Origin of the sequence: Nitrosopumilus oxyclinae (genome assembly GCF_013407165.1) — an archaeon.
Lineage (GTDB): Archaea > Thermoproteota > Nitrososphaeria > Nitrososphaerales > Nitrosopumilaceae > Nitrosopumilus > Nitrosopumilus oxyclinae.
In genome coordinates this window covers 1,453,428-1,479,467 of record NZ_CP026994.1, presented here as the reverse complement: position 1 = coordinate 1,479,467, position 26,040 = coordinate 1,453,428, and the positions used below count along the sequence as shown (strand labels likewise).

At 33.0% G+C, this 26,040-nt stretch carries 29 protein-coding genes; 23 read left to right on the top strand and 6 right to left on the bottom strand.

The window, feature by feature from the left end; translation table 11 throughout:
• The first annotated feature begins 1 nt into the window (after nt 1).
• The 5 genes from C5F49_RS08895 to C5F49_RS08880 are packed head-to-tail and all read left to right on the top strand — an operon-like array spanning nt 2 to nt 4,288.
• Nucleotides 2-1,780: a V-type ATP synthase subunit A gene (locus C5F49_RS08895; RefSeq protein ID WP_179362616.1), complete on the top strand. Its 1,779-nt coding sequence runs from the start codon at nt 2-4 to the stop codon at nt 1,778-1,780.
• A complete protein-coding gene (locus C5F49_RS08890) occupies nt 1,777-3,162 on the top strand; it encodes a V-type ATP synthase subunit B (protein WP_179362615.1) in 1,386 nt (461 codons plus the stop codon). Before C5F49_RS08895 ends, C5F49_RS08890 begins: the two co-directional genes overlap by 4 nt.
• A 4-nt stretch (nt 3,163-3,166) precedes the next feature.
• Complete coding sequence (locus C5F49_RS08885; RefSeq protein WP_179362614.1) at nt 3,167-3,796, top strand: V-type ATP synthase subunit D; 630 nt, start codon at nt 3,167-3,169, stop codon at nt 3,794-3,796.
• A gap of 2 nt (nt 3,797-3,798) precedes the next feature.
• Nucleotides 3,799-3,924: a hypothetical protein gene (locus C5F49_RS09760; protein ID WP_281361113.1), complete on the top strand. Its 126-nt coding sequence runs from the start codon at nt 3,799-3,801 to the stop codon at nt 3,922-3,924.
• A 55-nt stretch (nt 3,925-3,979) separates the two neighbouring features.
• The gene (locus C5F49_RS08880; RefSeq protein ID WP_179360722.1) at nt 3,980-4,288 is read left to right on the top strand and encodes an ATP synthase subunit C; all 309 of its coding nucleotides are present in this window, start codon (nt 3,980-3,982) and stop codon (nt 4,286-4,288) included.
• Nucleotides 4,289-4,324: 36 nt separating this feature from the next.
• Here C5F49_RS08880 and pyrI read toward each other — a convergent pair whose 3' ends face one another.
• A complete protein-coding gene (gene pyrI / locus C5F49_RS08875; RefSeq protein ID WP_179362613.1) occupies nt 4,325-4,786 on the bottom strand; it encodes an aspartate carbamoyltransferase regulatory subunit in 462 nt (153 codons plus the stop codon).
• A gap of 41 nt (nt 4,787-4,827) precedes the next feature.
• Here pyrI and pyrB point away from each other — a divergent pair, with 41 nt between their 5' ends.
• The 4 genes from pyrB to C5F49_RS08855 all read left to right on the top strand — a co-directional run bounded on the left by pyrB (nt 4,828) and on the right by C5F49_RS08855 (nt 8,711).
• On the top strand, nt 4,828-5,757 hold the full coding sequence (gene pyrB / locus C5F49_RS08870; RefSeq protein ID WP_179362612.1) for an aspartate carbamoyltransferase: 930 nt from the start codon (nt 4,828-4,830) through the stop codon (nt 5,755-5,757).
• Nucleotides 5,758-5,803: 46 nt separating this feature from the next.
• Entirely contained in the window at nt 5,804-6,511 is a 708-nt protein-coding gene (locus tag C5F49_RS08865; RefSeq protein WP_179362611.1) for an LON peptidase substrate-binding domain-containing protein, read from the top strand.
• 2 nt (nt 6,512-6,513) lie between these two features.
• A complete protein-coding gene (locus C5F49_RS08860; RefSeq protein WP_179362610.1) occupies nt 6,514-7,875 on the top strand; it encodes a PEFG-CTERM sorting domain-containing protein in 1,362 nt (453 codons plus the stop codon).
• A gap of 224 nt (nt 7,876-8,099) precedes the next feature.
• Nucleotides 8,100-8,711, top strand: a complete 612-nt coding sequence (locus C5F49_RS08855; RefSeq protein ID WP_246275337.1) for a hypothetical protein — start codon at nt 8,100-8,102, stop codon at nt 8,709-8,711.
• A 46-nt stretch (nt 8,712-8,757) separates the two neighbouring features.
• Here C5F49_RS08855 and C5F49_RS08850 read toward each other — a convergent pair whose 3' ends face one another.
• Nucleotides 8,758-9,141 carry a CopG family ribbon-helix-helix protein gene (locus C5F49_RS08850; RefSeq protein ID WP_179362608.1) on the bottom strand — a complete coding sequence of 128 codons (384 nt, stop codon included), beginning with the start codon at nt 9,139-9,141 and terminating at the stop codon, nt 8,758-8,760.
• Nucleotides 9,142-9,230: 89 nt separating this feature from the next.
• Here C5F49_RS08850 and C5F49_RS08845 point away from each other — a divergent pair, with 89 nt between their 5' ends.
• The 3 genes from C5F49_RS08845 to C5F49_RS08835 are packed head-to-tail and all read left to right on the top strand — an operon-like array spanning nt 9,231 to nt 11,682.
• The gene (locus tag C5F49_RS08845) at nt 9,231-10,145 is read left to right on the top strand and encodes a metal ABC transporter substrate-binding protein (protein ID WP_179362607.1); all 915 of its coding nucleotides are present in this window, start codon (nt 9,231-9,233) and stop codon (nt 10,143-10,145) included.
• Complete coding sequence (locus tag C5F49_RS08840; RefSeq protein WP_179362606.1) at nt 10,139-10,861, top strand: metal ABC transporter ATP-binding protein; 723 nt, start codon at nt 10,139-10,141, stop codon at nt 10,859-10,861. Before C5F49_RS08845 ends, C5F49_RS08840 begins: the two co-directional genes overlap by 7 nt.
• 32 nt (nt 10,862-10,893) lie before the next feature.
• Nucleotides 10,894-11,682, top strand: a complete 789-nt coding sequence (locus C5F49_RS08835; protein ID WP_179363651.1) for a metal ABC transporter permease — start codon at nt 10,894-10,896, stop codon at nt 11,680-11,682.
• Here the strand turns inward: C5F49_RS08835 and C5F49_RS08830 are convergent.
• Complete coding sequence (locus tag C5F49_RS08830; protein WP_179362605.1) at nt 11,672-14,446, bottom strand: copper resistance CopC/CopD family protein; 2,775 nt, start codon at nt 14,444-14,446, stop codon at nt 11,672-11,674. The two genes, C5F49_RS08835 and C5F49_RS08830, sit on opposite strands and share 11 nt — an antisense overlap.
• 94 nt (nt 14,447-14,540) lie before the next feature.
• Between C5F49_RS08830 and C5F49_RS08825 the strand changes: the two genes are divergently transcribed.
• Nucleotides 14,541-15,176 carry a hypothetical protein gene (locus tag C5F49_RS08825; RefSeq protein WP_179362604.1) on the top strand — a complete coding sequence of 212 codons (636 nt, stop codon included), beginning with the start codon at nt 14,541-14,543 and terminating at the stop codon, nt 15,174-15,176.
• A gap of 14 nt (nt 15,177-15,190) precedes the next feature.
• Here C5F49_RS08825 and C5F49_RS08820 read toward each other — a convergent pair whose 3' ends face one another.
• Together C5F49_RS08820 and C5F49_RS08815 are read right to left on the bottom strand one after the other, a co-directional pair.
• Complete coding sequence (locus tag C5F49_RS08820; protein ID WP_179362603.1) at nt 15,191-16,051, bottom strand: PEFG-CTERM sorting domain-containing protein; 861 nt, start codon at nt 16,049-16,051, stop codon at nt 15,191-15,193.
• A gap of 57 nt (nt 16,052-16,108) precedes the next feature.
• Nucleotides 16,109-16,927 (bottom strand): CFI-box-CTERM domain-containing protein, encoded by an 819-nt coding sequence (locus tag C5F49_RS08815; protein ID WP_179362602.1) that lies wholly within the window; start codon nt 16,925-16,927, stop codon nt 16,109-16,111.
• Between the two features lie 115 nt (nt 16,928-17,042).
• Here C5F49_RS08815 and C5F49_RS08810 point away from each other — a divergent pair, with 115 nt between their 5' ends.
• The 10 genes from C5F49_RS08810 to C5F49_RS08765 all read left to right on the top strand — a co-directional run bounded on the left by C5F49_RS08810 (nt 17,043) and on the right by C5F49_RS08765 (nt 25,585).
• Nucleotides 17,043-18,746 (top strand): peptidase, encoded by a 1,704-nt coding sequence (locus tag C5F49_RS08810; RefSeq protein WP_179362601.1) that lies wholly within the window; start codon nt 17,043-17,045, stop codon nt 18,744-18,746.
• A 33-nt stretch (nt 18,747-18,779) separates the two neighbouring features.
• On the top strand, nt 18,780-18,986 hold the full coding sequence (locus C5F49_RS08805; RefSeq protein WP_179362600.1) for a hypothetical protein: 207 nt from the start codon (nt 18,780-18,782) through the stop codon (nt 18,984-18,986).
• A complete protein-coding gene (locus C5F49_RS08800) occupies nt 18,943-20,535 on the top strand; it encodes a peptidase (protein ID WP_179362599.1) in 1,593 nt (530 codons plus the stop codon). Before C5F49_RS08805 ends, C5F49_RS08800 begins: the two co-directional genes overlap by 44 nt.
• A gap of 63 nt (nt 20,536-20,598) precedes the next feature.
• On the top strand, nt 20,599-20,991 hold the full coding sequence (locus tag C5F49_RS08795; protein WP_179362598.1) for a hypothetical protein: 393 nt from the start codon (nt 20,599-20,601) through the stop codon (nt 20,989-20,991).
• On the top strand, nt 20,984-21,484 hold the full coding sequence (locus C5F49_RS08790; protein ID WP_179362597.1) for a winged helix-turn-helix transcriptional regulator: 501 nt from the start codon (nt 20,984-20,986) through the stop codon (nt 21,482-21,484). Before C5F49_RS08795 ends, C5F49_RS08790 begins: the two co-directional genes overlap by 8 nt.
• A gap of 46 nt (nt 21,485-21,530) precedes the next feature.
• Nucleotides 21,531-22,709, top strand: coding sequence for a peptidase (locus C5F49_RS08785; protein ID WP_246275336.1), 1,179 nt, complete (start codon nt 21,531-21,533; stop codon nt 22,707-22,709).
• Between the two features lie 59 nt (nt 22,710-22,768).
• Entirely contained in the window at nt 22,769-23,413 is a 645-nt protein-coding gene (locus tag C5F49_RS08780; protein ID WP_179362596.1) for a CHRD domain-containing protein, read from the top strand.
• A 200-nt stretch (nt 23,414-23,613) separates the two neighbouring features.
• On the top strand, nt 23,614-24,357 hold the full coding sequence (locus C5F49_RS08775; protein WP_246275335.1) for a rhomboid family intramembrane serine protease: 744 nt from the start codon (nt 23,614-23,616) through the stop codon (nt 24,355-24,357).
• Between the two features lie 76 nt (nt 24,358-24,433).
• Complete coding sequence (locus C5F49_RS08770; RefSeq protein WP_179362595.1) at nt 24,434-24,610, top strand: tautomerase family protein; 177 nt, start codon at nt 24,434-24,436, stop codon at nt 24,608-24,610.
• Between the two features lie 168 nt (nt 24,611-24,778).
• Complete coding sequence (locus C5F49_RS08765) at nt 24,779-25,585, top strand: carbon-nitrogen hydrolase family protein (RefSeq protein ID WP_179362594.1); 807 nt, start codon at nt 24,779-24,781, stop codon at nt 25,583-25,585.
• Here the strand turns inward: C5F49_RS08765 and C5F49_RS08760 are convergent.
• Nucleotides 25,569-25,985 carry a DNA topoisomerase gene (locus C5F49_RS08760; RefSeq protein ID WP_246275334.1) on the bottom strand — a complete coding sequence of 139 codons (417 nt, stop codon included), beginning with the start codon at nt 25,983-25,985 and terminating at the stop codon, nt 25,569-25,571. The two genes, C5F49_RS08765 and C5F49_RS08760, sit on opposite strands and share 17 nt — an antisense overlap.
• Between the last annotated feature and the right edge of the window lie 55 nt (nt 25,986-26,040).

Here is a 26,040-nt window from a genome sequence, read left to right as displayed (position 1 = left end):
AATGGCTGCTCAAGGTAGAATTGTTTGGGTCAGTGGCCCAGCTGTAAAAGCAGATGGTATGTCTGATGCAAAAATGTATGAGACTGTAACTGTAGGAAATTCAAAATTAGTAGGCGAAGTTATTCGATTAACCGGAGATGTAGCATTTATTCAAGTATACGAATCAACAAGTGGATTAAAACCAGGTGAGCCTGTAGTTGGTACTGGAAACCCACTTAGTGTATTATTAGGTCCTGGAATTATTGGACAACTTTATGATGGAATTCAAAGACCACTAAGAGAATTATCTAAAGCATCTGGTTCTTTCATTGGAAGAGGAATTACAACATCTGCAGTTGACATGACAAAAAAATATCATTTTGTTCCAACTGCAAGTAATGGCGATGAAGTTTCTGCAGGAAATATCATTGGTACTGTTCAAGAAACTGATCTTATAGAACACTCAATTATGTTACCACCAGATCATCCAGGTGGAAAACTTTCAAACCTTGTATCTGAAGGAGATTATGATTTAGAAACTGTAATGGCTACTGCTGAGAAAGATGGACAATCAGTTCCAATCAAAATGTATCACAAATGGCCTGTACGAAAACCACGTCCTTACAATAAAAGATATGATCCAACCGTACCACTCCTAACTGGACAACGTGTTATTGACACATTCTTCCCAATTGCAAAGGGAGGAACTGGTTCAATTCCTGGAGCATTTGGAACAGGAAAGACTGTTACATTACACCAAATTGCAAAATGGGCTGATTCTCAAGTTGTTGTTTACATTGGTTGTGGTGAAAGAGGAAATGAAATGACTGAAGTATTAGTTGAATTCCCACATCTTAAAGATCCACGTAGTGGAAAACCATTAATGGATAGAACTGTCCTTGTAGCAAATACTAGTAACATGCCAGTAGCAGCAAGAGAAGCAAGTATCTACACTGGTGTTACAATTGCAGAGTATTACAGAGACATGGGTAAAGACGTTGTACTTGTTGCAGATTCTACAAGTAGATGGGCTGAATCACTTAGAGAGATGAGTGGAAGATTAGAAGAGATGCCTGCAGAAGAAGGTTATCCATCATATTTAGCATCTAGATTAGCAGAATTTTATGAAAGAGCAGGCCGTGTTCAAGCATCTGGTAGTCCAGAACGTGACGGTTCAGTTACTTTGATTGGTGCAGTATCTCCATCTGGTGGTGACTTTACAGAGCCTGTGACAACTCACACAATGAGATTTATCAAAACTTTCTGGGCATTGGATGCAAAACTTGCATACTCTAGACACTATCCATCAATTAACTGGATGAACAGCTATTCTGGTTATCTTGCAGACATTGCAAAATGGTGGAGTGAAAACATTAGTGAAGATTGGTTTAGCATTAGAAGTGAAACATATGGAATTTTACAAAGAGAAGATACACTAAAAGAAATTGTCAGACTCTTAGGTCCAGAAGCTTTACCTGATGAAGAAAAACTAATTCTTGAAGTTGCAAGAATGGTAAAGATTGGTTTGTTGCAACAAAACTCATTTGATGATGTCGATACTTATTGTAGTCCTGAAAAACAATTCAAATTAATGAAATTATTAGTTGACTTTTACAAAAAGGGACAACAAGCACTCAAAGAAGGTACAGCATTATCTGACATACGTGAATTGTCTATAGTATCCAGTTTGCTCAAAGCAAGAATGGATGTCAAAGATGATGAGATGCCAAAACTTGAACAATTAGATAAAGATATGCAAGAACAATTCAAAGCAATTTCAGGAGTGAAAATATCAAATTGACAACAGAAGGCGGAGTTCAATACAGTAAGATTGCAGAAATCAAAGGCCCTCTAGTTGTTGTAGATGATGTTGAAAGTGCAGCATTTGATGAACTAGTTGAAATTGAAACTACTGAAGGAGAAAGAAGATTAGGCAAAGTTCTCGAAGTAGGAAACGGTAAAGCAATTGTTCAAGTCTTTGAAGGAACAACTGGATTGTCAATATCTGGAACTAAAGCAAAATTTGTAGGTAAAGTTATGGAAATGCCAGTATCAAAAGAGGTACTTGGTAGAGTATTTGATGGATTAGGAAGACCAAAAGATGGACTCCCAGATCCAATTGCTGATAAATTTGTAGACATTAACGGAGAACCAATGAATCCCGAACAACGTGAATATCCAAAAGATTTCATTCAAACTGGTGTATCTGTAATTGATGGGTTGATGACTCTAGTTAGAGGACAAAAACTTCCAATCTTTTCTGGTTCTGGTATGTCTCACAACCTTTTGGCAGCACAAATTGCAAGACAAGCAAGTGTTGTTGGAAAACAAGATGACTTTGCTGTGGTATTTGCCGCAATCGGTGTGCAATACAGTGAAGCAGAATATTTCAGAAGAAGTCTTGAAGAATCTGGTGCACTCAAAAGAAGTGTTCTATTTCTAAATACAGCAGATGATCCTGCAATTGAAAGAATCATCACACCTCGTGTAGCATTAACTGTAGCAGAATATTTGGCATTTGATTTAGGAATGCACGTTCTAGTTGTAATGACTGATATGACAAACTATGCAGAGGCACTAAGAGAGATTAGTGCAGCAAGAGAAGAAGTTCCTGGAAGAAAAGGATATCCTGGTTATCTTTACACTGACCTTTCAACAATTTATGAAAGAGCAGGAAAGCTTAATGGAAGAAAAGGAAGTGTTACACAAGTTCCAATTTTGTCAATGCCATCTGATGATATTACTCACCCAATTCCTGACCTTACTGGATACATTACAGAGGGACAAATTGTAGTTGGTAGAGATTTATTCAGACAAGGAGTTTATCCACCAATCAATATTTTGATGAGTCTTAGTAGACTGATGAAAGACGGAATTGGTGAAGGAAGTACTAGAGATGATCACAGTGAAGTTTCTAACCAAGTTTACGATGCATATTCTAGAGCACAAGAAGTAAGAGCACTTGCAGGCATTGTAGGTAAAGCAGGATTGACAGAAATTGATCTCAAATATATGGATGTTGGTGATACTTTTGAAAAAGAATTCCTTACCCAAGCTACTGATGAGAACAGAACAATTGAAGAAACACTTGGTCTAATGTGGAAGATCGTATCAAAATTACCAAAGAATGAGATTACCAAAATCAAAGACAAGCACGTAGAAAAATATTACAAGGAAGAGTAACTGAATGTCATTTGGACAAAACGTTGCAGCAACAAAAATTGAACTTTTCAAATACAAAAAATCTACACAAATTGCTGTTATGGTTCAGCAAATTTTAGATGATAAACGTAAAGTTCTTTTAAAAAATATTGAAGAAATGATCCAAGAAGCTTCTAAAGCAAGAGGTGGAATTTGGGATCCTTTACAAGATATTTACAAAGCAGTAAACGAAGCATATCTGGCACTAGGTACTAACACTGTCGACTCTGTTGCAGAATCTACTCCACCTGTTATGGAAGTAGAAGTTCATGTTAGAAGAGTTGTTGATGTAAAGATTCCTGCACTTACTGTAACTGAAAAAGATACAAAATCAATGCCTTATGGATTTGCAGATACAAATTCTTCAATTGATAGAGCGGCAAAACAAATCAAAGAATTAATGCCAAAAATTTGTAAAGCAGCAGAATATGAAAATTCTATCTTTAGTCTTGCAAAAGCATTAGAAAAGACACAAAAATTACTAAATGCACTTGAAAACGTCATTATTCCTCAATACAAAGAAAATATTCGATTTATCCTCTCAACTCTTGAAGAGAGAGAAAGAGAAGAATTCGCAAAGTTAAAAAAAGTCAAGGCAAAGATGGAAAGTAGATAATAATGGCAAAAGAAGAAATAAAAAAATTACTTGAAAACTCTAAGAAAGTTATAGAAAAAGATCATGAGGTTTTCTCAAAATCAATTAAAGACGATCTAATGTCTTTTAAAAAGAAAGCACTCAGTTAAACTGATATTTTATTATCATGATTTAAATATGGATTTAAGAGAGCCTGATCAGAAAATGAAACCTATCGTTTTACTACTTTTGGCAGCAGCAGTAATATCCGTAATTGGATCTACTGGAGTCGCATATGCTGCAGAAGGCGATGCAGCAGGAAGTTCTGATTCATTCAAAATTCTTGGTGCAGGATTAGCTTTCGGTCTAGCAGCATTTGGTGCAGGTATTGGTCTTGGCCAAGTAGGTGCAGCAGGACTTGCAGTAATTAGTGAGAACCCAGCACTACAGTCAAAAGTATTCATCTTCGTAGGTATGGTTGAATCAATCGCAATCTACGGTATAGTTATGATGTTTATCATCTTAGGACAATAGTCTAAACTACATATTTTTCAAATTTTTAAATAATTTTTAATTATATTTTAGCTGGTTAACATCCAAAACTCGTGCACAATATCTGCATTTGAGAACTCTTCCATCTTTGTTAATTACATCCATTACAGACTCAATGTGTTCTGTACTGTTTGTAATGCAATCAGGATTTGAACATCTGAAAATTCTATCGATCTCATTTGGTAATGAGACTCGTCTTTTTTCAACAAGTTTGTATTCTTTAATCATGTTGATTGTTGCAGATGGTGCAATTACTGCAATCTTGTTTGTATCATCATCTTTTAGAAACTTATTTTCAACTTTGATGATGTCTTTTTTCTTAAATTTACCACTGGGAACATTCAAGGCTATGGTAATTAGACTGCCATCTTTGCCATCGATTTGTAATGCATTGAGTACCTGAAGACCTTTGCCTTCGTCTATATGGTCAATTACAGTGCCCTCTTTAATTCGTCGAACCATAAGGTCGGACTGTTCCATCAGAATACTTTGTATAGTCACCTGTATATATTATTGAAAGAATGAACGAGTTCTATCAAAAAGATATCATCTCAATTAAGGATTATACAAAAGATCAACTAGAGTCTATCTTTACATCAACTGATAAAATTATGAAACTAAGCCTATCTGAAAGAAGAGAAATTTCCAAAGGTAAGACATTGGGATATTTGTTCTATGAGCCAAGCACTAGAACTCGCCTTAGCTTTGATTCTGCTATGGCATCAATTGGTGGAAATTCTTTAGGAATATCTGATATAACATCTTCATCAACCCAAAAAGGTGAAAGCCTTGCTGATACTGTTAGGATAATGTCAATTTATTCAGATGTTTTAGTTTTGCGTCATACTCTTGATGGTTCCAGTAGATTTGCTGCAGAAATTTCTGATAAACCAATTATCAATGCAGGCAGTGGTACAGAAGAGCATCCAACTCAAGCAATTCAAGATCTGTATACCATAAAAAAAGAAAAGAAAAAGATTGATGGTCTAAAAATTGGAATTGTAGGTGATCTAAAGTATGGACGAACTGTTTACTCTCTATTACATGGACTTGGAAATTATGATGTTGATGTTAGATTAATTTCTCCTGAATCACTAAGAATAAGATCTGACTCTACTTATGAAATCAAAAAGAAATTAGACTTTACTGAATCTACTAACATTGAAGATCATCTAGATGAACTTGATGTTCTTTATGTAACAAGAATTCAAAAAGAGAGATTCCCTGATGAAGAAGAATATCTCAAAGTCAAAGGAAGTTATGTTGTAGGATTAGATATGCTAAAGCGAATGAAAGATGATACGATAATCTTACATCCGTTACCAAGAATTGATGAAATTTCTGCAGACGTTGATAAAACAAAAAATGCAAAGTACTTTGAGCAAGCTGAGTATGGAAAACACACACGTGCTGCCATATTAGGTATGATTCTAAACGAGAATGGATTTTAAGAAAATCCGTATTCCATATATCTAGAGACGTTTCAATAATGACTAGTTGACAGAAACAAAAATTATCCCAATCTTCCCATTAGACTTGGTATTATTTCCAAGACAAGAACTCCCTCTTCGGATTTTTGAGCCTCGATACAAGCAATTAGTTGATGATTGTATGCTAGGTGATGGGCAATTTGGTGTATGTCTGATTGATGAAAATAATTCTATCAATGGCTGGAATTCCCCAAAATTAGTAGGTACTATTGCTAAAATTTCTAAATGTGAAGATGTAGAAATTGATGGATTACAATTACACATTGAAACAATTGGAAGAAATTCATTTAAAATCAAAAAAATCATTCCTCCATCTATTACACAACCTGCAAATTATGATCCACTTTCAGTAGAAGGACACCAAGAAATTTCTGAGATACATGAAAAAGTTGGAACTGGAGAAAAAATGTACATTCAAGCCGAAGTTGAAATGATTCCTGAAATTGATGAGAACGTTTCATCTGAGAACTGGGAAAAACTAGTTCATTTATGGAAAAAGAAAATCATTAAACAGGCTTTACCTCAAATTGTTGATTCACATTCATTAGATCATGTGTTGGAGCAGTACTATCTGAACACTGATACGCCTACAATTGATTACATTTATTCTTTAGCTGCAATTGGCGCCAAGGATCCAAATGATTTACAACTAATTTTAGAGGCAACTACTATGGATGAACTAATTAAGCGAATGAAAGAATTGTTGACAGTATAGATATGATTTCTTTAAAAAAATTAGTAATATTTGGATTAATTTCATGTCTGTTGTTTCCTGCAAGTAGTGTTTATGGACATGGATTTGGTCTTGATACTATTTCATCAATTGACATTCAAGGAAAAAAACTATCAATTTCTGTAGAGATGCCATTGGTTTTTGAAAATGATCAAGAGCAAATTACAATTACTGCAACTGAAGATGTAACAAAAGAAAATGCAAAAAATGTTACGTTTCTGATTGGTCTATTTCATGAAAATGAAATGATATTTAGAAATTATTTCTTTGCTGAAGATGGTGTTTTACAAATTCAAGTAGAACCCACACAAGAAAATGAAATTACAATTCACGGTGAACAAGATTCCTTGCTTGGAGCATGGCATGGAACTGAATCTGAACCGCTTAAAATCACAGGACCTTTGTTTGATTCCAGTGGATTATACAATTTTGAAATTGAGATTCGAACAATTGATGAGCCTACAAATATCATAGAATCTGGAATCTATAATGCTGATTTGAGCGTAATTGAGACTTTATCGTTTACTCAAAAAGATTCTGAAAATAATGATGTAGATTTTCGCTCAAAGTCATATTTTGATACAATTTCTAATTTCAAATATGACTATGAGGCAAATAAAGTCACATTTGAAATGCCATTTGACTGGAGTGAAAAACAAATGTCACATGTTAATGTGGTTCATGTAGAAACCCATTTCCCAAAATACTTTGATGAGTTTTTAGCTCCTAGTTATTCAGGATATGTTAATGGAATTGAATTGTTCAAATCTTCAGTTTCTGTTGATGACTATACAGAAGACGATGAAAGAATAGTTCATTTTGTTTTGTTACAAGATCATTTACGATATTTGAAAAATGAGATGAAAAAAGAGCTTGATGAATATCCTGATAATATGGTATTTACAATTTCTATGAGCAAAGATACTGCATTTCCATTAGAAGCTTATACAAAAAGTGAAGATTTCAAAGTAAATCTCTCATGGGATCCAATGAATGTAGAACCTGGTGTTGATACTAATTTTATTTTTACAATTAGAGATGGAAGAACAAATGAACCTCTAAGAAGTTCTGACTATACATTTGTAATAATTCAAAATGATGAGGAAATTCATCGTGTATCTGGAAAGGCTCAAGTTGGTGGTGAATTTGAGAAATTTACATTTACTGAAGATCAGACCGGTCCTACAATAATTAAATTTGAAAATATTAGAAATACAGGCCAAGAAACTGAATTTGTTTTAGTGGTTGCACCTGAATTTGGAACTATTGTTATGGCTATACTAGTAGTTGGTATGATCAGTGTGATCGTACTTGGTACAAAACATCAGACTTTTTTTCTCAAGTAGAATAAATTTCTTGTAATTTGGTAGATTTTTTGCTTAAAAATCATTTTTGTAATTATGAGTGAGTTTCTAGTGGAACAAAATTGTAGTTGTACCAATTTCTTAAAGTATAATATTGATAATCATTAGATTATTGTTATGAAAGTTGTATCAATTTTCTTATTATTGAAGCGATGACCCAAAGGAAATTTTTATTAATATTTGGTTTATTGTTAGGCACGCTTATCGTGCCTAATGCTTATGCCCATACCATTGATGCGATAGATGACAAATACAGAATAGAGATTGGATGGATGGTAGAACCTGTGGTAAGTCAAGAAACAAATGGAATTGTGATATCTGTAAATCCATTAATTCTATGTCCTGAAATTCCAAAAGCAATCAAATGTGCAGAATCTCAGAAATTTGAGAACGGAATAGAAGGATTGGAAAAAACTTTAAAATTAAAATTAATTTACCAAGAGGAAAACATCACACTTCCACTATCACCGGATCATAATACCCCTGGAAAATATTATGCCTTTGTCAATCCAACAGTTTCAGGATTTTATCAAGTAAATATTTTGGGAACGATTGAAGAAACCTCTGTTAGTTTGTCAATGCATCCCCCAAAAGTTGATGAACGTTCATACATTGAATTTCCAGAACCATCTGATATTACAATACAGCAGATGATTGATGGACATACTGCTCTAATTGAGGATGTCAGTGAACTAAAAGATTCAGTTAGTAATATGGAAGAAACTAATTCACAAATTGATGTTGGATATATTGGAATTGGAGTGGGTGTTATTGGTGTAGTTATTGCAATAGTAGCAATGATGAGAATTAGAAATTAAATTAAGAGTTTAGATTTAATGTTATGGAGATACTAATCGTTTTAGATTAAAGTGCCACTAGCTTTACTGTATCCATGTTTTTATTTCTTTGAAAATCTTTTGTAATTGTAGATACTTTTTCAGCATCTCCATTAATTACAAAAAGTTCCATGCATTTTTCTTTATCGATTTTACTATGAAGATGTGTTGTGATCAAATCTTCAAAATTATGAGTGATTCCTGAAACTATGTGATCGAATTCATCATTATGAACAACTAAGAGAATAGCGTGAATGTTTCCTGATAAATCCGCCTTTTGTTTTTCTTCAGAAACGAATGTTCTGATTCCTGCTCTGATAGCTTCTGATCTTCCTGAGAATCCCATAGAAGATTGGAGTTTATCTAATTCAGATAGAATCTCATCATTTAGAGAGATTGAAACTATTGGCATATGCCTAATGTTATTAATTATCTTATAAGTTTAGCAATAATCTTATTAAGATTTTATAAATTTATTAATAATCTTGATTGAACTGCTGCGTGAATACTCAAACTAAGATGGCAATAATTTCAATTGTAGTAGTAATTCCATTAGCTTCTGCTGCTGTTTATGGTACCAATACCAATCAACAGTTTACAGACAATGATAATTCTAAACTTTTAGCCGTTTCATCATTTAATCCACTTCATGAATTTTCTCAAATTGTGGGAGGAGAAAAAATTGATGTAACTTTACTTGTTCCTGTTGGAGTTGAACCACATGATTGGGAACCTACCATAAAAGATGTTCAAAAAATGCACAAGTCTGATTTTATAATAATTAATGGAATAGGTTTTGAAAATTGGGTTGATGATTTAATTGAAAATAATTATCAGGGAATAATTGTCGATACAAGTAAAGGAATTAGTAAAATTCAGTCTGAAGAAAAACATGATGAACATGATCATCTTCTAGGAGATCCACATATTTGGTTAAATCCTGTATATGCAAAAATACAAGTTCAAAATATTGCAAATGCTTTTTCAAATTCTGATCCTAATAATGCACAATTTTATCATACAAATGCAGAAGAATATAATAAAAAATTAGATGTATTAGATTCAAAAATTAAAAATGAATTATCCGAATGCAAACAAGATTTCATTGCTTTTCATGATGCTTTTTCTTATTTTGCAGATGAATATGATTTAAATCAACATACTATTGTTGCAACAACTAATTCTCATGGAGAAGTAACTGCAAAAACATTAGAGAATGTTATTTCAACAGCTAGAGAATTGAATATTAAAATAATTTTTAGTGAAGAAACTGTAAACACAAAAACATCACAAATTATTGCAAATGAAATAGGTGGTAAAGTTTTAGTTTTATCTCCACTTGAAATTGTATCTGAAGATGATTATATTTCAAAAATGTCTCAAAACCTTGAAAATCTAAAGGAGGCATTATGTTGAAAGTAGTAGAAATTAACAACTTGACGGTTCAATATCCAGATGTTAAGGCTCTTGATGATGTTAGTTTAGTTGTTAACCAAGGTGATTTTCTAGGCATAATTGGACCTAATGGAGCAGGAAAATCTACACTTTTTGCATCAATGCTTGGACTCAATACCAAATACAAAGGTACAATCAAATTTTTTGATGAGGACATAAAAACATCAAAAAATTATCTAAAAGAACTTGGATATGTTCCACAAAAACCAATCTTTGAAAATAATTTTCCAGTAACTGTTACCGATGTGGTTAGAATGGGATTAAGAAAAGAATCTGATGAGAATAAAATTGATGAGGTTTTACAACAGTTATGGATACATGAATTACGTAATAGACGAATAGGCGAACTGTCAGGTGGTCAACAACAACGTGTCTTTATTGCAAAAGCTTTGGTAAATAATCCAAAAATTTTGATCTTAGATGAACCCGTGACAGGAATTGATCAACAAAGCATTGATCTGTTTTACAGTATTTTACGTGAATTAAATTCTAAACAAAAAATTACAATTATTTGGTCATCCCATGATTTGGATGCAGTAAACAAACTAGCAAATCATGTCGCATGTTTGAATAGAACTTTGTTCTTTCATGGTGAATCTGAAACATTTTTTTCAGATGATGAATTAGTCAAGCAATACTCTGAGGCTTCAATGCAGGAACACATGCATCATCATTAATCATGTCTTTTGAAATTCTAACTTTTGGTTTTATGCATAGAGCATTAATTTCTGGAGTTGCAATTGCAATTCTTTGTTCAGTTGTTGGGTTGTTTCTAGTTTTAAGACGTTATTCATTGTTTGGTGATGCAATAGCCCATTCATCATTTGGAGGAATTGCTTTAGGATTACTGGCAGGTGTTTATCCTTTATGGACAGCATATGCTGTTTCTATTGCTAGTGCACTGATAATTACTAAAGTCAAAGATAGATACAACATTTCTGGTGATGCATCTATTGCCGTACTATTGTCCTCAGGCATAGCAGTTGGGCTTGTAATTATTGGTTTATCTGGAGGATTTACAATTGATATCTTTAGTTTTCTATTTGGTAGTATTCTACTAGTTAGTGTAGATGATACTGTTCTAGTTTTAGCATTAACTGGGGCAATTCTAATTGTAATTCTCTTGCTTTATCGTCAACTTCTTTATTCAACATTCAATGAAGAACAAGCCAAAGTTAGTGGAATTCCTGTAGAAAAAATAAATTACTTGATTGTTTTTATGGCAGGAATTACTGTAGTTACATCTATTCAACTTGTAGGTGTATTGTTGATTTCAGCTCTCTTTGTAATTCCTAATGTTACAGCAATAATGTATGGTAAAGGATTCAAACAAACAGCAATAATTTCAATGAGTTTTTCTGTTTTCTCAGTTGTAGTAGGAATTCTAGTCTCTTACATCTTTGATATTACTCCTGCAGGAACCATTGTTTTAATTGCAATTGGATTACTTGCAGGAACTATGGGAATAAAATCAGCTGGATTGCTATCTAAGAATTAATCAAAGAATTTAATCTTCGTTTATCTTTTACACTCTTTACAAAAAACAATGATGTTGCAATAATTCCTAAGGCAATCAATGGTGATGCAAGTTCAGTATATTTTATCTCTAAACTATTTGACTCTTGAATTTGTGAAATGCTGATTGGAATTTCTGTTAACTTTACAGTGCCAATTTTATTTGATTGTTGTTCAATAAACCAAACATTGTCATTTCCATCTGATGCCATAAACTGAGTAAATGATGTTTCAGTTGGAATTGGAATCTCTATCAAATCATTGTTATCTGGATCATAAACGCCTAGACTATCAACAGTATGTTGTGCAAACCAAATGTTTCCATATCTGTCAAATGTCATACCAAAAGGTAATGCTTCCTTATCAGGCACAGTTATCCTGCTAAATGTCTCTAAAATTGGATTAAATTTAGTAATTGCCAAGCCTGTATGCTCTGCAATCCATAGATTTCCATCATTATCAAAAATCAAAGCTTCTGGTGCTTGTAAAATTGTCTCAGTTGAAATCTGAGTTAATTCATTAGTTTGTGGATCTATGAATCCTATTTTACCTGCACCTGTTGCTGTGTACCAAATCTTTCCATCTTCATCAATAGTTAATGCAAACGGAAATGATTGTCTATCTGGCAAAACTATTTCTTTAAAGATATCTTCTTCTGGTAAATATTTTAGAATTCTATCTTTGTTAACAATTGTAATCCAAATATTATCATCAAAATCTGCTTGAATGAATACTGGTGTATTTTCTGAAATTACTGGATCTAGTTTTGGAAGAGTTTTAGTAGTGATTTCTTTACTTTTAATATCAATAAATCCAATTTGATTTCTTGGTGGATCTGTAAACCAAATTCTTTCTTTACTATCTTGTGTTAGAAAAGTTGTAGCTAAACCATCAAATGAATATGGTGTAAATTCATTTGTTTCAAGTGAGAATTGCCATAATTTAGGAGCAGATGCATCACTAATCCACAAAGAATCTTTTCCATCATAAACTAAGAAGAGTGGTTTTGCATCTTCTGGCAAATTGTATTCAACAACTTGAGTTTGAATATCTGTTAATCTAGGTTTTACAAGTAAATTCAACATTACTGATTCATTTGCATTCTCAGTTCTTTTAGATTCGATCTCAACTAACCATTCTCCTGAAAACCCAAATGTTAATTCCCCTTGGAATTGAATTGGATCAGATGGATTCTTTATTGACATTGGAACTTCTATTGGAGAAATATTCTTTGATGGGTTTGATATTTTCACATGAATTTGGTCTGAATCATAAAGTTGATTCCCTTCAAAATCACTTACTGTAACTAGAATGGTGTTAGCTCCGCTTGAAAATGGAGATATATCAATAATGAATTTTGCATTTTCTGAAAATTCTGTAGTTTTAAACCCATAAACAATCTCTTGAGCACCAACTTTTTGAATTTCACCTGCAGGCAATGTTCCATTAGCTAGTAACGCAACTACTCCAAGTAGAATAATCCCTAACGTTGCATCTACCTTAAGTGATCTTTTTAATTTTTTATGAACAGAAATTTTTCCCGATGAATAATTTTTTTCTGCATTTTTTTGTATTTTAAATTGGAAAAAGCCTCCTAACCCTACCATAATTGCAGCAATTGCTATTTTGAGAATGATTAATTGACCATACACTGATTCAGTGATTAGCCCAACATCGCTTTCTAAGAACCACAAAAGTGTTGGACCTGTAATAATTACAATTCCTACTGAGATGATAAACGCTATTGAAAATCGTGGAATAAGTACCAAACTCATCTTTTCTCTATTTGATTCTTTGAGTTGAGAAAATGTTGGTAATAATGTAAAGACAAAATAAAATATTCCTCCTATCCATACAGCTGCAACTAGGTTGTGAATGTAATCTAATACAACTGCAGGTATTTCTCCACTAGCTGCACCATGTCCGATTAAACTTGTAGTAGCAATTAATGCAAGTGACATTACAAGCATTGGAATCTGATTCTTTTTTGATAGAGTTTTTTTCCTGTCTAATCCAAACCAAATTCCTAATAAAATTACTGTAATTGCCATTCTGATTAGCCAAATATTTCCAAAGTCAGTTTGTATCGCATTTAATGGAGATGTTTCTAGTCGTATAGTTTGTACTGCAATCATCAAAATATCAGAAACAAAAACTAATCCGAGGCCAATTCCCGTAAGTGACATAAATTTTCCATGATGAATTGATTCAATTTTTTCTAATTCTTCTTTGATAGAATGTTTGTTTTGTGTTCCCCAAATCATTAGAGATGCAATTACAACTCCTAGAACAATTGTTTGACCAACAATTCCAGGAAATCTTGCCCCTGCCTCAGGTAAAAATACAAGCTCAGATGGTCTATCAACATCTACTATTCCGCTAATGTCAACATCCCCTACTGCAAACAAGAATGCCCCTGGAACAAGATGTCCATCTATTTTGGAGAGGACTTTGGTTGTTGCAGTATAAACTCCATCTTCTAAAGGAGGTGTTGTAACAATAAGGGATGATTCTCCTTGATAGTAACTCGTATCTTTGTTATCTATTTGATTTCCATTATTGTCAAGCACTCTGAGTTCACTAAAGTTGATATCAACTGGTTCTGAAAAAAATACAATTACTTTTGTTGTACCTGTAGGTGCATTAGATTCCAAACTTGGAATAGTTTCTTCTGTAAATGGATGAGCTGCTGCTAATGGGATGGAAATGAATGATAAGACAAGTAAAAATATTAGAAATTTTCTCATTTGTTGATAAGATCATTTATGACAATTTAAACAGTTTACAAATTCTAAATTTGTACCAATTTACATAAAGATAATAACCTATTATCATTCATTGATGGTCGTGAGGATAGGATTTTTCGGCCTTGTGGCAATATTACTTTCAGTTGGAATGATTACTCCTTCATTTGCGCATACCACTGTTCATGTAGAACAATATGAAATTGAAGTTGGATGGGGAATTGAACCACCAGTGGTTGGTATTAGAAATGATCTTGTTTTCAAGTTCACTGAGGCTGGAGAAACAGAAGGTACGCGTAAAGCAGTTACAAATGTTTTCAAAAATATTGATGCTACAGTGATGTTTGGAGGCGCATCCAAAAAAATAGATATCAATTCTGATTCAAAGCCGGGTTATTATTTCTCACCTATTATTCCTACAAAAACTGGAAGTTATTCTGTAGAATTAAAAGGCGAGATTGATGGTGTTTTTGTTGATATCAAAATACCTGTAGAAGATGTCGAGCCTACTGCAATCTTAGATTTTCCTCCATCCTCTAGTGCTGGAGATACTGATATTGTTGCACTAAAAAATGCAATTTCATCATTGCAACAAGATATTTCTAAACTAAACTCAGGTGAAACTAAAATTTCTTCAAGTGGTGGTGAATCTTATGACTTTGCAATATTTGGTTTGTCCATTGCATCAGCAGCTATAATCTTGGCAATAATATCATTAGTAAAAAGAAAATAGAAAAAGAGGAATTCCTAAAATCTTGGAACGACTCTAGATTTTGCAGTTACTGCTACGATGCTTATGATTGCTACAGCTAGTATCATCATTGCAATTGTACCAAATTCTGGGACAACGTTTGAGAATACTACTTGTTCACCAATTGGTCCAGTCTTTGGATCATTTACTCCATAACCTTGGAAAGTAATTGTTACATTTACTGGATCAGATGTGCTAAGAGCTTTTGTTGTATGAACTCCTTTTCCATCGTGATGGTGTGCAGCTTTATCATCTAGCACTGTATTACCATTTTGTGTGACTTTCATATCGTGATTGACATGTTCTGCACCTTCAAATTGAACACTGATTTCCATCATCTCACCTTTTGTTGGTGCTGTTGTCCAAATTGAAACTTTAGTACCGTCAGACAACATTCCTGTTGCTGATGCAGCACCTGTTGGCATCATCATTTCATCACCATGATCGTCTTCTTCAATTCCTTGTACTGTGATTATTCCTGCCATCCATGGATGAACTATACAGAAGTATGGTTGATCACCTACTTCAGTTGGAGTCCATTCGTATGTGTTTCCAGCCATTACTAAACTAGAATCAAATACTACTCCGACTGAATCAGAATCTGTTGCCTCTCCTGATGTGAATGTATGTGCTGCACTATCAGTGTTTGAGAAAATTACTTTTCCACCAACATCGACAGTTGCAATCATTGGAATGAAACATCCTTCTGGTGTTTCTTCACATCCTGGAGAACCAGAACCTGCTGCTGGAATAACTGTTACTTCAGCATGATCTGCATATGCACCTGGTGCCATTGCGACAATACCAGCTACGATAGCAAATAGTACGAAGAAAGAGCTAATTGCTTTAGTCTTCATTAAACAAATTACTTGGTTGGATACATAAAAACCTCACTGGAATTTCCAGACTTGGAACTAGTTTTTTCTAAACTGGTACAACTTTAGAATTCCAAATGCAGGGATTCCAACATACATTCCAATATTTAGTAAAATGATGGAGACTCCATATCCCAGTATTTCTTGCTCTGAATCAATCTCAACTAGATTAAGTAATGATAATGATGATAGCATTGGAGTTAATCCAACTTTTACAATTTCTTTGAAAACAGGATTCTCTCTTTCATAGTCAGCTACACTAGGTGAAAATGAATAATAGAATTGATTAAATCCACTCATAAAAGCAATTCCAGACTTTGTTGATAATACAGTATTATCTCTAAGTTCTCGTAATTGTTGAATTTGTGGCGCCATTTCAGAACCATATGCTGCAGTTGCAATTAAACATCCACCATTTTCTTCAGTAGGTGGAACATCATTGTTTGGTGTTGGTTGTGCATGTGCTTCTCCTACTGTAATATCAAATGATACTGTTTCAGTAGGAATTGGCTGAAATAGAATTCCTTCGATTTCAAAGTCCATTGTATACACACCTTCGCCAAGATTGAATTCAATTGGAATCTTAACTGATCCAACTGAAGTATGAGTTAGTGGAATTGGTCCAAAGACTTTTTCTCCATCTTTAGAAACTGATATTGTATAATCAATATGCTCTTGAATTTTTTTGGTTTGAGGATTTAGAAAATCAATATTGATTTTTGTTTGAACATTTGGTTCTATTTCATCATGTGTTAATTTTACATCAAGTGTTCCTTTCTCAGTAGGTAAAGTTTGGGATTCTGCAAATGCAGGAATAGTCAATAATGGAATTAGTAACAGTACAAGTAAAATTTTCATATACTTACTTTAAAAATCGGAAATAAAAGTCGTACTCTGTTTTTCAAATGAAAAAAATTATCACGCATAGGAATACTGTGCCAGCTTTAAATATGGAATGAACGCAATTTTTGTATTGTATAGCAAGTTTACATTATTCATTTCAATTATTGGTATTTTCTCAATTGCCACTGTTCTTCCTGATGCATTTGGACATGGACTTGGTGGAGATCAAGCTGAACCACTAACATTTGGTGATATGGAGGTAACTGTTCGTACACAATTGAGTCCATCTGATATTACAGTTGGAGAACTTGATTCTGCTAACATGCAAATACGATTCTTTGATACATTAACTGACAAGAATCTTGACAAAGTAACTTACAGAATAGAAGTTTGGCAAAGTGGTGAACTTTTAGCTAGAAATTTGTTTTATGATTTAGATGGTAGATTAGATGTGAAAATTAAACCAAAAACTGGATGTAATGAAAGCCTTCTTGAAAAATGCTCCATTTATGGTGGTTCTGAACATGTTAGTGCACCTGGTGCATTATTTGTTCAAGGTGCAGCATGCACTGATGATAATTTAGAAATTTGTGGAAGACCATCAATTACAGGTCCTATATTTGTAAAAGGTGGATTGTATAAGATTCGAGTTGACATAGAGGCTGCTACTAGTCCAAGAACAGTATTAGCTAATTTACTAAGCTATGAGACTTTTGTCAGTGTTGCACAAGAACAAAAATTTTCTTTCCAAACAGCAAATGCTGAAGAAATCCCAGTAGTTATAAAAACATACTATGATGATGTTGATAACTTTGAATTTGATACATCTGATAATTCAATTTCATTTGATATGCCATTTGATTGGAGTCCTGATTATGTAAACTTGGTACAAGTAGTACATGAAGAAGTAAGAGTTCCTAAATCATTTGCACCTTATGCAGATGGGAAGCAATTCAAAGGATATGTTAATGGTGTTGAAATTGATCAGAGAGCATTACTTAATGATCCATATTCATCAGAGGATTCAAACATTGTTCATTTCTTAATTACCAAAAATGAATTAGAGAAAATTAACAAAACTCTTGGGCCTTCTAATTATGATAATCAACAAATGGATTTGAAATTAGTTCCATTAGCAGAAATATCAAAAAGTTCTACTGAATTTTATCTAGTAGATACTAAAAGCTTTGAACAAGTCCCAACAACAGTTAACATTTCATGGGATGGAAAATATGGTGCAAATCAGAATGTTCCATTTGAGTTTACATTCTTTAATGAAAATAGAGATTTAATCAAAGATCTAAAATACGCCTATGTTGTTTTAGATGAATTTGATAATGAAATAGCTCGAAATGATGGAGATGACCCTCTCAATCCTGGAATTACATCCATTGAAGGATTAGATATACAGAAAATCTTTGTTCCATCTGCTGGTCAAATTCGTGTTGATATCTTAGTTTATGGAACTGGATTGGATTATGATCCAAAGTATGCTGGAATTGGTTCAGCAATAATTGAGATTGGTCCAGGTTCTCCAACAACTTCAATACCTGAAAAAACACCAATTCCTAGTTGGATTAAAAACAATGCAGAGTGGTGGGCAGCAGGACAAATCGATGATGGTTCATTTGTTCAAGGCATTCAATATTTGATTAAAGAAAATGTTCTAAAAATTCCTCCAACTTCACAAGGAATTGGTTCTGGTTCAAGTGATATACCAGGCTGGATTAAAAACAATGCAGAGTGGTGGGCAGCAGGACAAATCGATGATGATTCATTCATTCAAGGAATTCAATATTTGATTAAAGAAGGAATTATGAGAATTCAATCATAGGTTTTTAAACAAATTCAGTAAAGTGATAGTATAATGAAAGACATCAATGATATCATGCCAAAAGTTCCTAACATGAGATGGGGAGCTTTGATGAACAAGGCACCAACAAGTGATAAAGTTGAAGAAATGAATAAAATTTTTCCTGACAACGGTAGATGGCATACAGTTTTTGAAGAACAAGATCAGATTACAGTTGATGGAAAAGAAATTCGAAAGAAAAATCCTGACAAGTGGACCTAGATTGAAAAGTTTTCCATTACTTGCATTTTTAATAATTTTATCTATTGTTGGATTTGATAATGTCTATGGCCATGGCGTAGGAAGTGAAACTTTTCCACCAGTTGATCTAAATGGTAAACTAGTAACTTTGGAAGTATCATCATCAAAAAGTGATCCTAATACAAGTGATGATCAGCAAATATCAATTTCATTAATTGATTTTAATTCAAAAATTACTCTACGAGATGTTACATTTCTTATCAAGTCTGAACGTGGAGAAGAATTTCTTTTTGAGCAAGAATTCAAAGCAGACAATGGATTCATAGTTTTTAATTTTGTATCCGAAGAAACTGATTCAATTATTTTAGAGGAAGAAAATGGAGGAGGGCTATTTGGGTCATTATTGGGTCTTGAAAGCAGAATGGTTCATGTTAAAGGACCTAAACTAAGCGAAGGTGGATTATACAAATTAGATGTTAGTGTATTGACTGCTGATGGATATTCTCAAAAATTAGATGAGCCTCTAGTCTTTAACGCCGGAATTTCAATAGCTCAAACATCTAGACATGATTTTGTTGATCCAAACTTTGGTGAACAAAACATTCATGTGATTACTTACTATGATAAAATTTCAAATTTCAATTATGATCCTAATTCTAAAGAAATTAGCTTTTTCATGCCGTTTGAGTGGAGTCAATCTAACATCAATCAAACATCAGTAGTTCATCAAGAATTGGTAATTCCAAAAAAATTTGGTGATTTACTAGTATCTGGATTTACAATGTATGTCAATGGAGTACAATTATCACAAGATATTGTAAACATTGATGACTTTTTTGCTGATGGACGAATTGTTCATTTTATAATATATCAAAAAGAGTTACAGAAAATTTTTGATAATAATTCAAACCAAAATGGAATGGACTTTATTATAACTCCAGATCGTGATTATGCTCATCTTAGTGCAGTTACTGATAATGGGCAATTTAGAATTCTTGTGTCTTCAGAACCTGAAAATCTAAAATCAAATTCAAATGCAAAAATACTTTTTGATGTAACTGATATTTTCTTAAAGAATAAACCAGTTGCGACAAATTATGAATTTTCAGTAACTCAAAATGAAAGAATAATTTTTGAAAAAAATGGAATTAGTACTGATTCTAGAGATGAACATAACATTGCAGAATTTATGATTCCCGATGATGTAACTGGCATTGTAAATCTTAATTTCAAAAATTTAGATGGCAACAAACTTGCAAAGGCAACATTTCCTGTTGTAATTGATAGAATAGCATCAAATGAGATTTCAATTCCTGATTGGATTAGAAACAATGCATTGTGGTGGTCTCAAGAGCAAATAGATGATAAAACATTCATTCAAGGAATTGAATATATGATTCAAAATAAAATTATTCTAATTCCACAAACACAACAAGAAACTTCAGAATCTCAGGAAATCCCTTCTTGGATTAGAAACAATGCTGCATGGTGGGCAGATGGTCAAATAGATGATATAACATTTGTTCAAGGTTTGGAGTTTATGATAAAATTTGGAATTCTTAGTGTTTGATCGATTCCTATTCGATCAATGAACCAGTCACTTTAAATCTCTAAAATCGATATTTTGATCACTTTGTTTAGGCCTGAGAGAATAGTTGAGAGAAAATCCACATTGTTTTCAATTGTTGTTGCTGGTGTTATTGCAATTTTAGCAATGCCGATAATTATTCCACATTTATTACATGGTTATCATTTAGCACACATCTTTTTGCATGTTGGTGGAATTACACTTGCAGTCTTTATCTCAGTACTTGCAACTTTTGCATATTATAGATTAAGAACAAAGCGACTTTTACTTAGTGCTGCAGCTTTTACCAATTTTATTGCAGCAGAAGTTGTTTTACTAGTGGATGCTACATGGCCATCCGTCTTTGATATTGGTGATGTGACTCTCTCTGAGGTAGGACATTTATTGACATTTTTGACATTAGGGTTATTGGCATTAGGAGTCTTTAGAAATGACTGATAGGGATTTACAATTACAACAAATCATTGAACAAAATCCGGGAATTCAATTCCGAGAAATTATGCGTTCATCTGGATTAAAAAATGGAGTATTGAGTCATTATCTTGGTAAATTAGAAAAAAGCGGTATCATCAAGGTGATTCGTGGACCGCGTCAATCAAGATTTTATCCACCAAAAATTACCGAAGATGAATCAATTGTAATCAAAGCTTTACGAAAACAAACTCCTCGGGATTTGTTACTTGCATTAATTGAAAATGATGGATTAGAATTTTCACAACTAGTAAAGGCAGTTAAAAAATCACCATCAACAGTTTCCTTGTATCTATCACAAATTGTAGATGATGGATTAGTAGAGATTAGATTAGTAGAATTAAAAAAGAGATATCATATTAAAGCAAGAGATCTTATTGATAAATTAATTGAAGACTATAGACCAAGCTTACTTGAAAAACCAACAGCTGGATTCGAAGATATTATCAATTCCTTCTAGAAATTTAGCCTCAAAAATTCCAATATTATTTGGATTTCTATTTGTCATGTTGTTTGTTCCTCAATTAGCATTTGCTGATGTCTATATCCCATTACATGAATATCTAGGATATTTTGATTCTAATGGAATCTATACTGTTGTAGGGAACGTAAAAAATACAAATAATTTTGGAGTAGTACCAACAATTACTGTTTCTGTAATTGATGATTCTAAAACAATTTCAAAAATAATTAACCATGTTCCATTAGGCCCTGAAAAAGAAATACCATTTAAGATAAAATTCCCTGAGTTATTATCTAATACTCCAATACTTGTTAATCCTGAAATAACATTCCAAAAAGCAATTACACATGAAATTCCAATTCAAATATTGTATGACAAAACTCTGATAAAATATAATGATGGTCACATTACAGGAAGAATTCAAAACACAGGTGATCAAACCATATTTTATCCTAAAATCTATGCTGTTGTTCATGGATATGAAAATGTATTAGATATTACACAAAACATTGAATTTATTGAAAAAATTGAACCCGGGGAAATTTTAGATTTCTCAATGTATCCAGATCCTGCAATTACTCAAGATGTGTTCTATTACAGCTGTTTTGCACCCGTTGATACTACTGTAATTCCAATTACTGCAAAGAAAAATGATGGAAATTTTGATTTTAGATATGACTCAGGTGCATGGTATTCTGCTGCAAAATTTGATGAATCAGGAACAACTCTTAGCATTAGAGGTTACAATAGTTATCCATTAGAGACATATGCAAATTTTGAATTCCCACCAATTTCTGGAAATGAAAAATTTTCTGTTACTCTAAATGATGAACCAGTAGATTTTATTCAAAGTATAGATGAGATGGGCTTTTGGCATGTTGCATTTACAGTTGGACCTACATCACAGGGTACGCTTAAAATTTCCGGTTTTGATAAAGGATTGCCTCCTGAAATGCCAAAAATTCCACAGTGGATTAAGACTAATGCTGATTGGTGGGTAAACAATCAGATTTCTGATTCAGAATTTCTAGAAGGTATCGATTTCCTTTTTGAAAAACAAATTGCATCAGTCCCTGAAAGAGATGTAATTGCTGAATCACAATGGGATGTTCCTTCATGGGTAAAAATTTCAACAGAATGGTGGCATGAAGAAAAGATTTCTGATGATGAGTTTCTAAATATAATTGAAAATCTTGTAAAAAGAAAAATAATTGTAATTTGATAGGTACATTCGTCGAATAACCCAGATTCGTTTTATAAAAAAACTGGAAATCATTTATAATGCAAACAAAAGCAAACTTGCTAGTATTTTCACTAGCTACAATACTCGCAATTTCTGCTGTCACTGTAGTGACACTACAAGAAGCAGAAGCTGCAGATAACAAGTGGAAGTTTAAGAAAGATCCAAGCTTTACTGCAACATTAAGTGCTGTTCCTTCTACCCCTGGGGATTTTGAAGGTACTGCTACAGCTAAATTTTGGTTGGATAAACATGGTGATGCTCTAAAGTATAGAATATCCATTAAAAATATGGATATTAGTGGTGGAGCAACTTTAGAAACTTCTGATGATGTTAGTAAATTACATCTTCATGAAGGTACTGGAGGAGCACATGTTCTTAATGTCTACAAAGCACCTGGAGAAGATGATAATGATTTAGTTGTAAAACCAACTAAAGGAATCATTAAAGGAATTTGGGATGATAGTGATGAAAACCAAACTTATGGTGGTCACGATAACTCAGAAACTTTAACTTCACAACTAAAGAATTTGTGTGAGGGAAATCTTTTCACAATGATTCATGGTGATGGAGGAGTAGGTGTTCTTAGAGGATTTATTGAACCAACAAGTGATGGCGAAAAAATCTGTGATAAATTAGATAAAAAAGGTCTACTTGTTGATGTTGAACACCACCCAGAAGAATAATCTTAAAATTCTTTTTTCTTTTTCATTTTTTTAATACATCTTACGAATGTACCAATTTTGTTTTTATCTATTGTATAGTAAATTACACAGGCCATAGTTAGGTGAGAAACAAAGGAGTCATTTTGGTAACTGTTTCTCATCTTATATTTTAAAATACTAAATAATCTTATTATACGATTTTTATTGAATTGAATTAATTCATGATTCCTTTAAAAGATGAAAACCCAACTCCACCTGGTTTTAAGCCTAAAATTACAATTGGATTAATCATAACAAATACAATTGTATTTTTTATTCAAGTTGCAATTACTGGACAATTTTTTGATTTTGAAATGGTAGATGCAAGTGGAATTCATGCAAATACAATCAGCATGTATTACAATTGGGGTGCTGTCCCAAATTGTATTACCGGTGCTACTGCATCTCTCATTAATTTTGGTGGTGGTACAGTTTCACTTTCTTGTCCAAGTGTTTCATACATCTCTTTACTGACTTCTACTTTCATGCATGGAGGACTTTTGCATTTTGGTGGTAACATGTTATTTTTGTGGGTATTTGGTGATAATATAGAACACAAATTTGGAAAATTAAAATTTCTTTTAATTTATTTAATTTGGGGAATTGTTGCTGGATTAATTCATGTTTTAGGTGAACCTACAAGTCCTATTCCTGCAGTTGGTGCATCCGGTGCAATTTCGGGAGTTCTCGGAGCTTATCTAATTATTTTCCCAAGAGCTAGAATTCTAACTCTTATGGGATACTTTATGATGCATGTTCAAGCTAGATGGTTCTTACCTTTTTGGTTTGTATTTCAGAATTTAATTCCATTTTTTATTGGTGGATTTGGTGCATCAAGTGGTGGAGTAGCATTTCTTGCACACATTGGAGGATTTTTAGTAGGATTAGCAGCTGGCTATATCTACAAAAAAAACTCATCGTTCTGATTCTATGTATGGGACACGTTATGGTTACAGACCAGATTATTGAAAGAATAAATCCCCCAATCCATTTGAAATTCACATGCCTCTGATTACAGTGTCAATGTATCCTGGTAGAACTCAGGAACAAAAGGACGAATACGCAAAAGCAATCACAAAATCAGCAGTTGATATTCTAAAAACAAAAGAAAGTCACGTTATTGTTGTTTTTGAAGACAATCCTAAAGAAAATTGGTTTTTAGCAGGAAACCAACTTTAATTATTTTTAAAAATATTTGACTGGAAAATATCCCCTCCAGTCTAGGGTTGACATACACACTATGATCGGTTTGTATTGAATACAATGAATTTGCATAATAAGAAAATGGTACATTTCTAAATTGTACCACAAGTTTATCCTTTTATTATAATACAATCAATCAAATTCATGAAAGTTGCAGTAGTACAATTCACAGCATCAACAAACAAAGAAGTAAATCTCAAAAAAATAATTTCATTTATTTCAAAAGCTGCATCAAAAAAAGCAACTTTATGTGCATTTCCGGAATTTATGATGTTTTACACAAACTCGGCACAAACTCCAAAACAATTAGCAGATTTGTCTGAAACAATTAATGGAAATTTTGTTAGTACTCTTGTAAAAGCTGCAAAAGAAAACAAAATCCAAGTTATAGGCTCATTTTATGAGAAAAGCACAACAAAAAATCGTGTTTATGATACTGCATTTGTCATTGATAAATCCGGTAAAGTAATCTCTACTTATCGTAAAATACACCTCTATGATGCATTGGGATTCAAAGAATCAGACAAGATGAAATCAGGTTCAAAAATTGCAAAGCCAGTTAAAACATCTATAGGAAAAATTGGAATGATGATATGTTATGACTTGAGGTTCCCAGAGATGTCAAGATCACTTGCAGCTGCAGGATCAGAAATACTAGTTGCACCATCTGCTTGGGTGAAAGGTAACATGAAAGAAGAACATTGGATTACAATTAATAAAACACGTGCAATTGAAAATGGATGCTATGTTATCGCACCTGATCAAGTTGGAAACATTTACTGTGGACGAAGTTTAGTAGTTGATCCTTATGGTAAAATCATACTTGACATGAAACAGAAGCAAGGAATTAGTTTTGTAAACATTGATTTGAACAAAGTAAAACAAACACGAAAAATTTTACCCTTGTTAAAAAACAGAAGAACTGATGTTTATCCTACTTTGAAGGCTTAATTTTTCTGCTTTCACAATTAAAATTTCCACACTGTTTAGTCCATTTCTGATTTCGTGAATAACGAAAAATTATCATTGGCCATTTGCATATATCGCATGGTTTTTTCATAGCCCTCATTCTTGCTTTTTGTAATAACGGTGATGATGCTTTACATCCACCATAAAAGTTAGAACAACCCATGAATCGTTTTCGTGTGGCTTTATTTTTAATTACCATTAACTCTCCAAGCTTGCATTCAGGACATGGTACTAGACCGTTTTTTGGAGAATTTGTCCCAAGAATAATGTATTTTCTCTCTTTTGAGGACCAAGATAGGAATCCATTACTATCAAAATATTGAATGATTTCTTTTTTGAAGATGCTAGTTTTTGATTTTGTTGTTTTGACGACATGTCTCATTGTAGGCTTTTTGATCTGTACAGTTTTGAGACTTGATTTCCTTCTTGGCATTTTC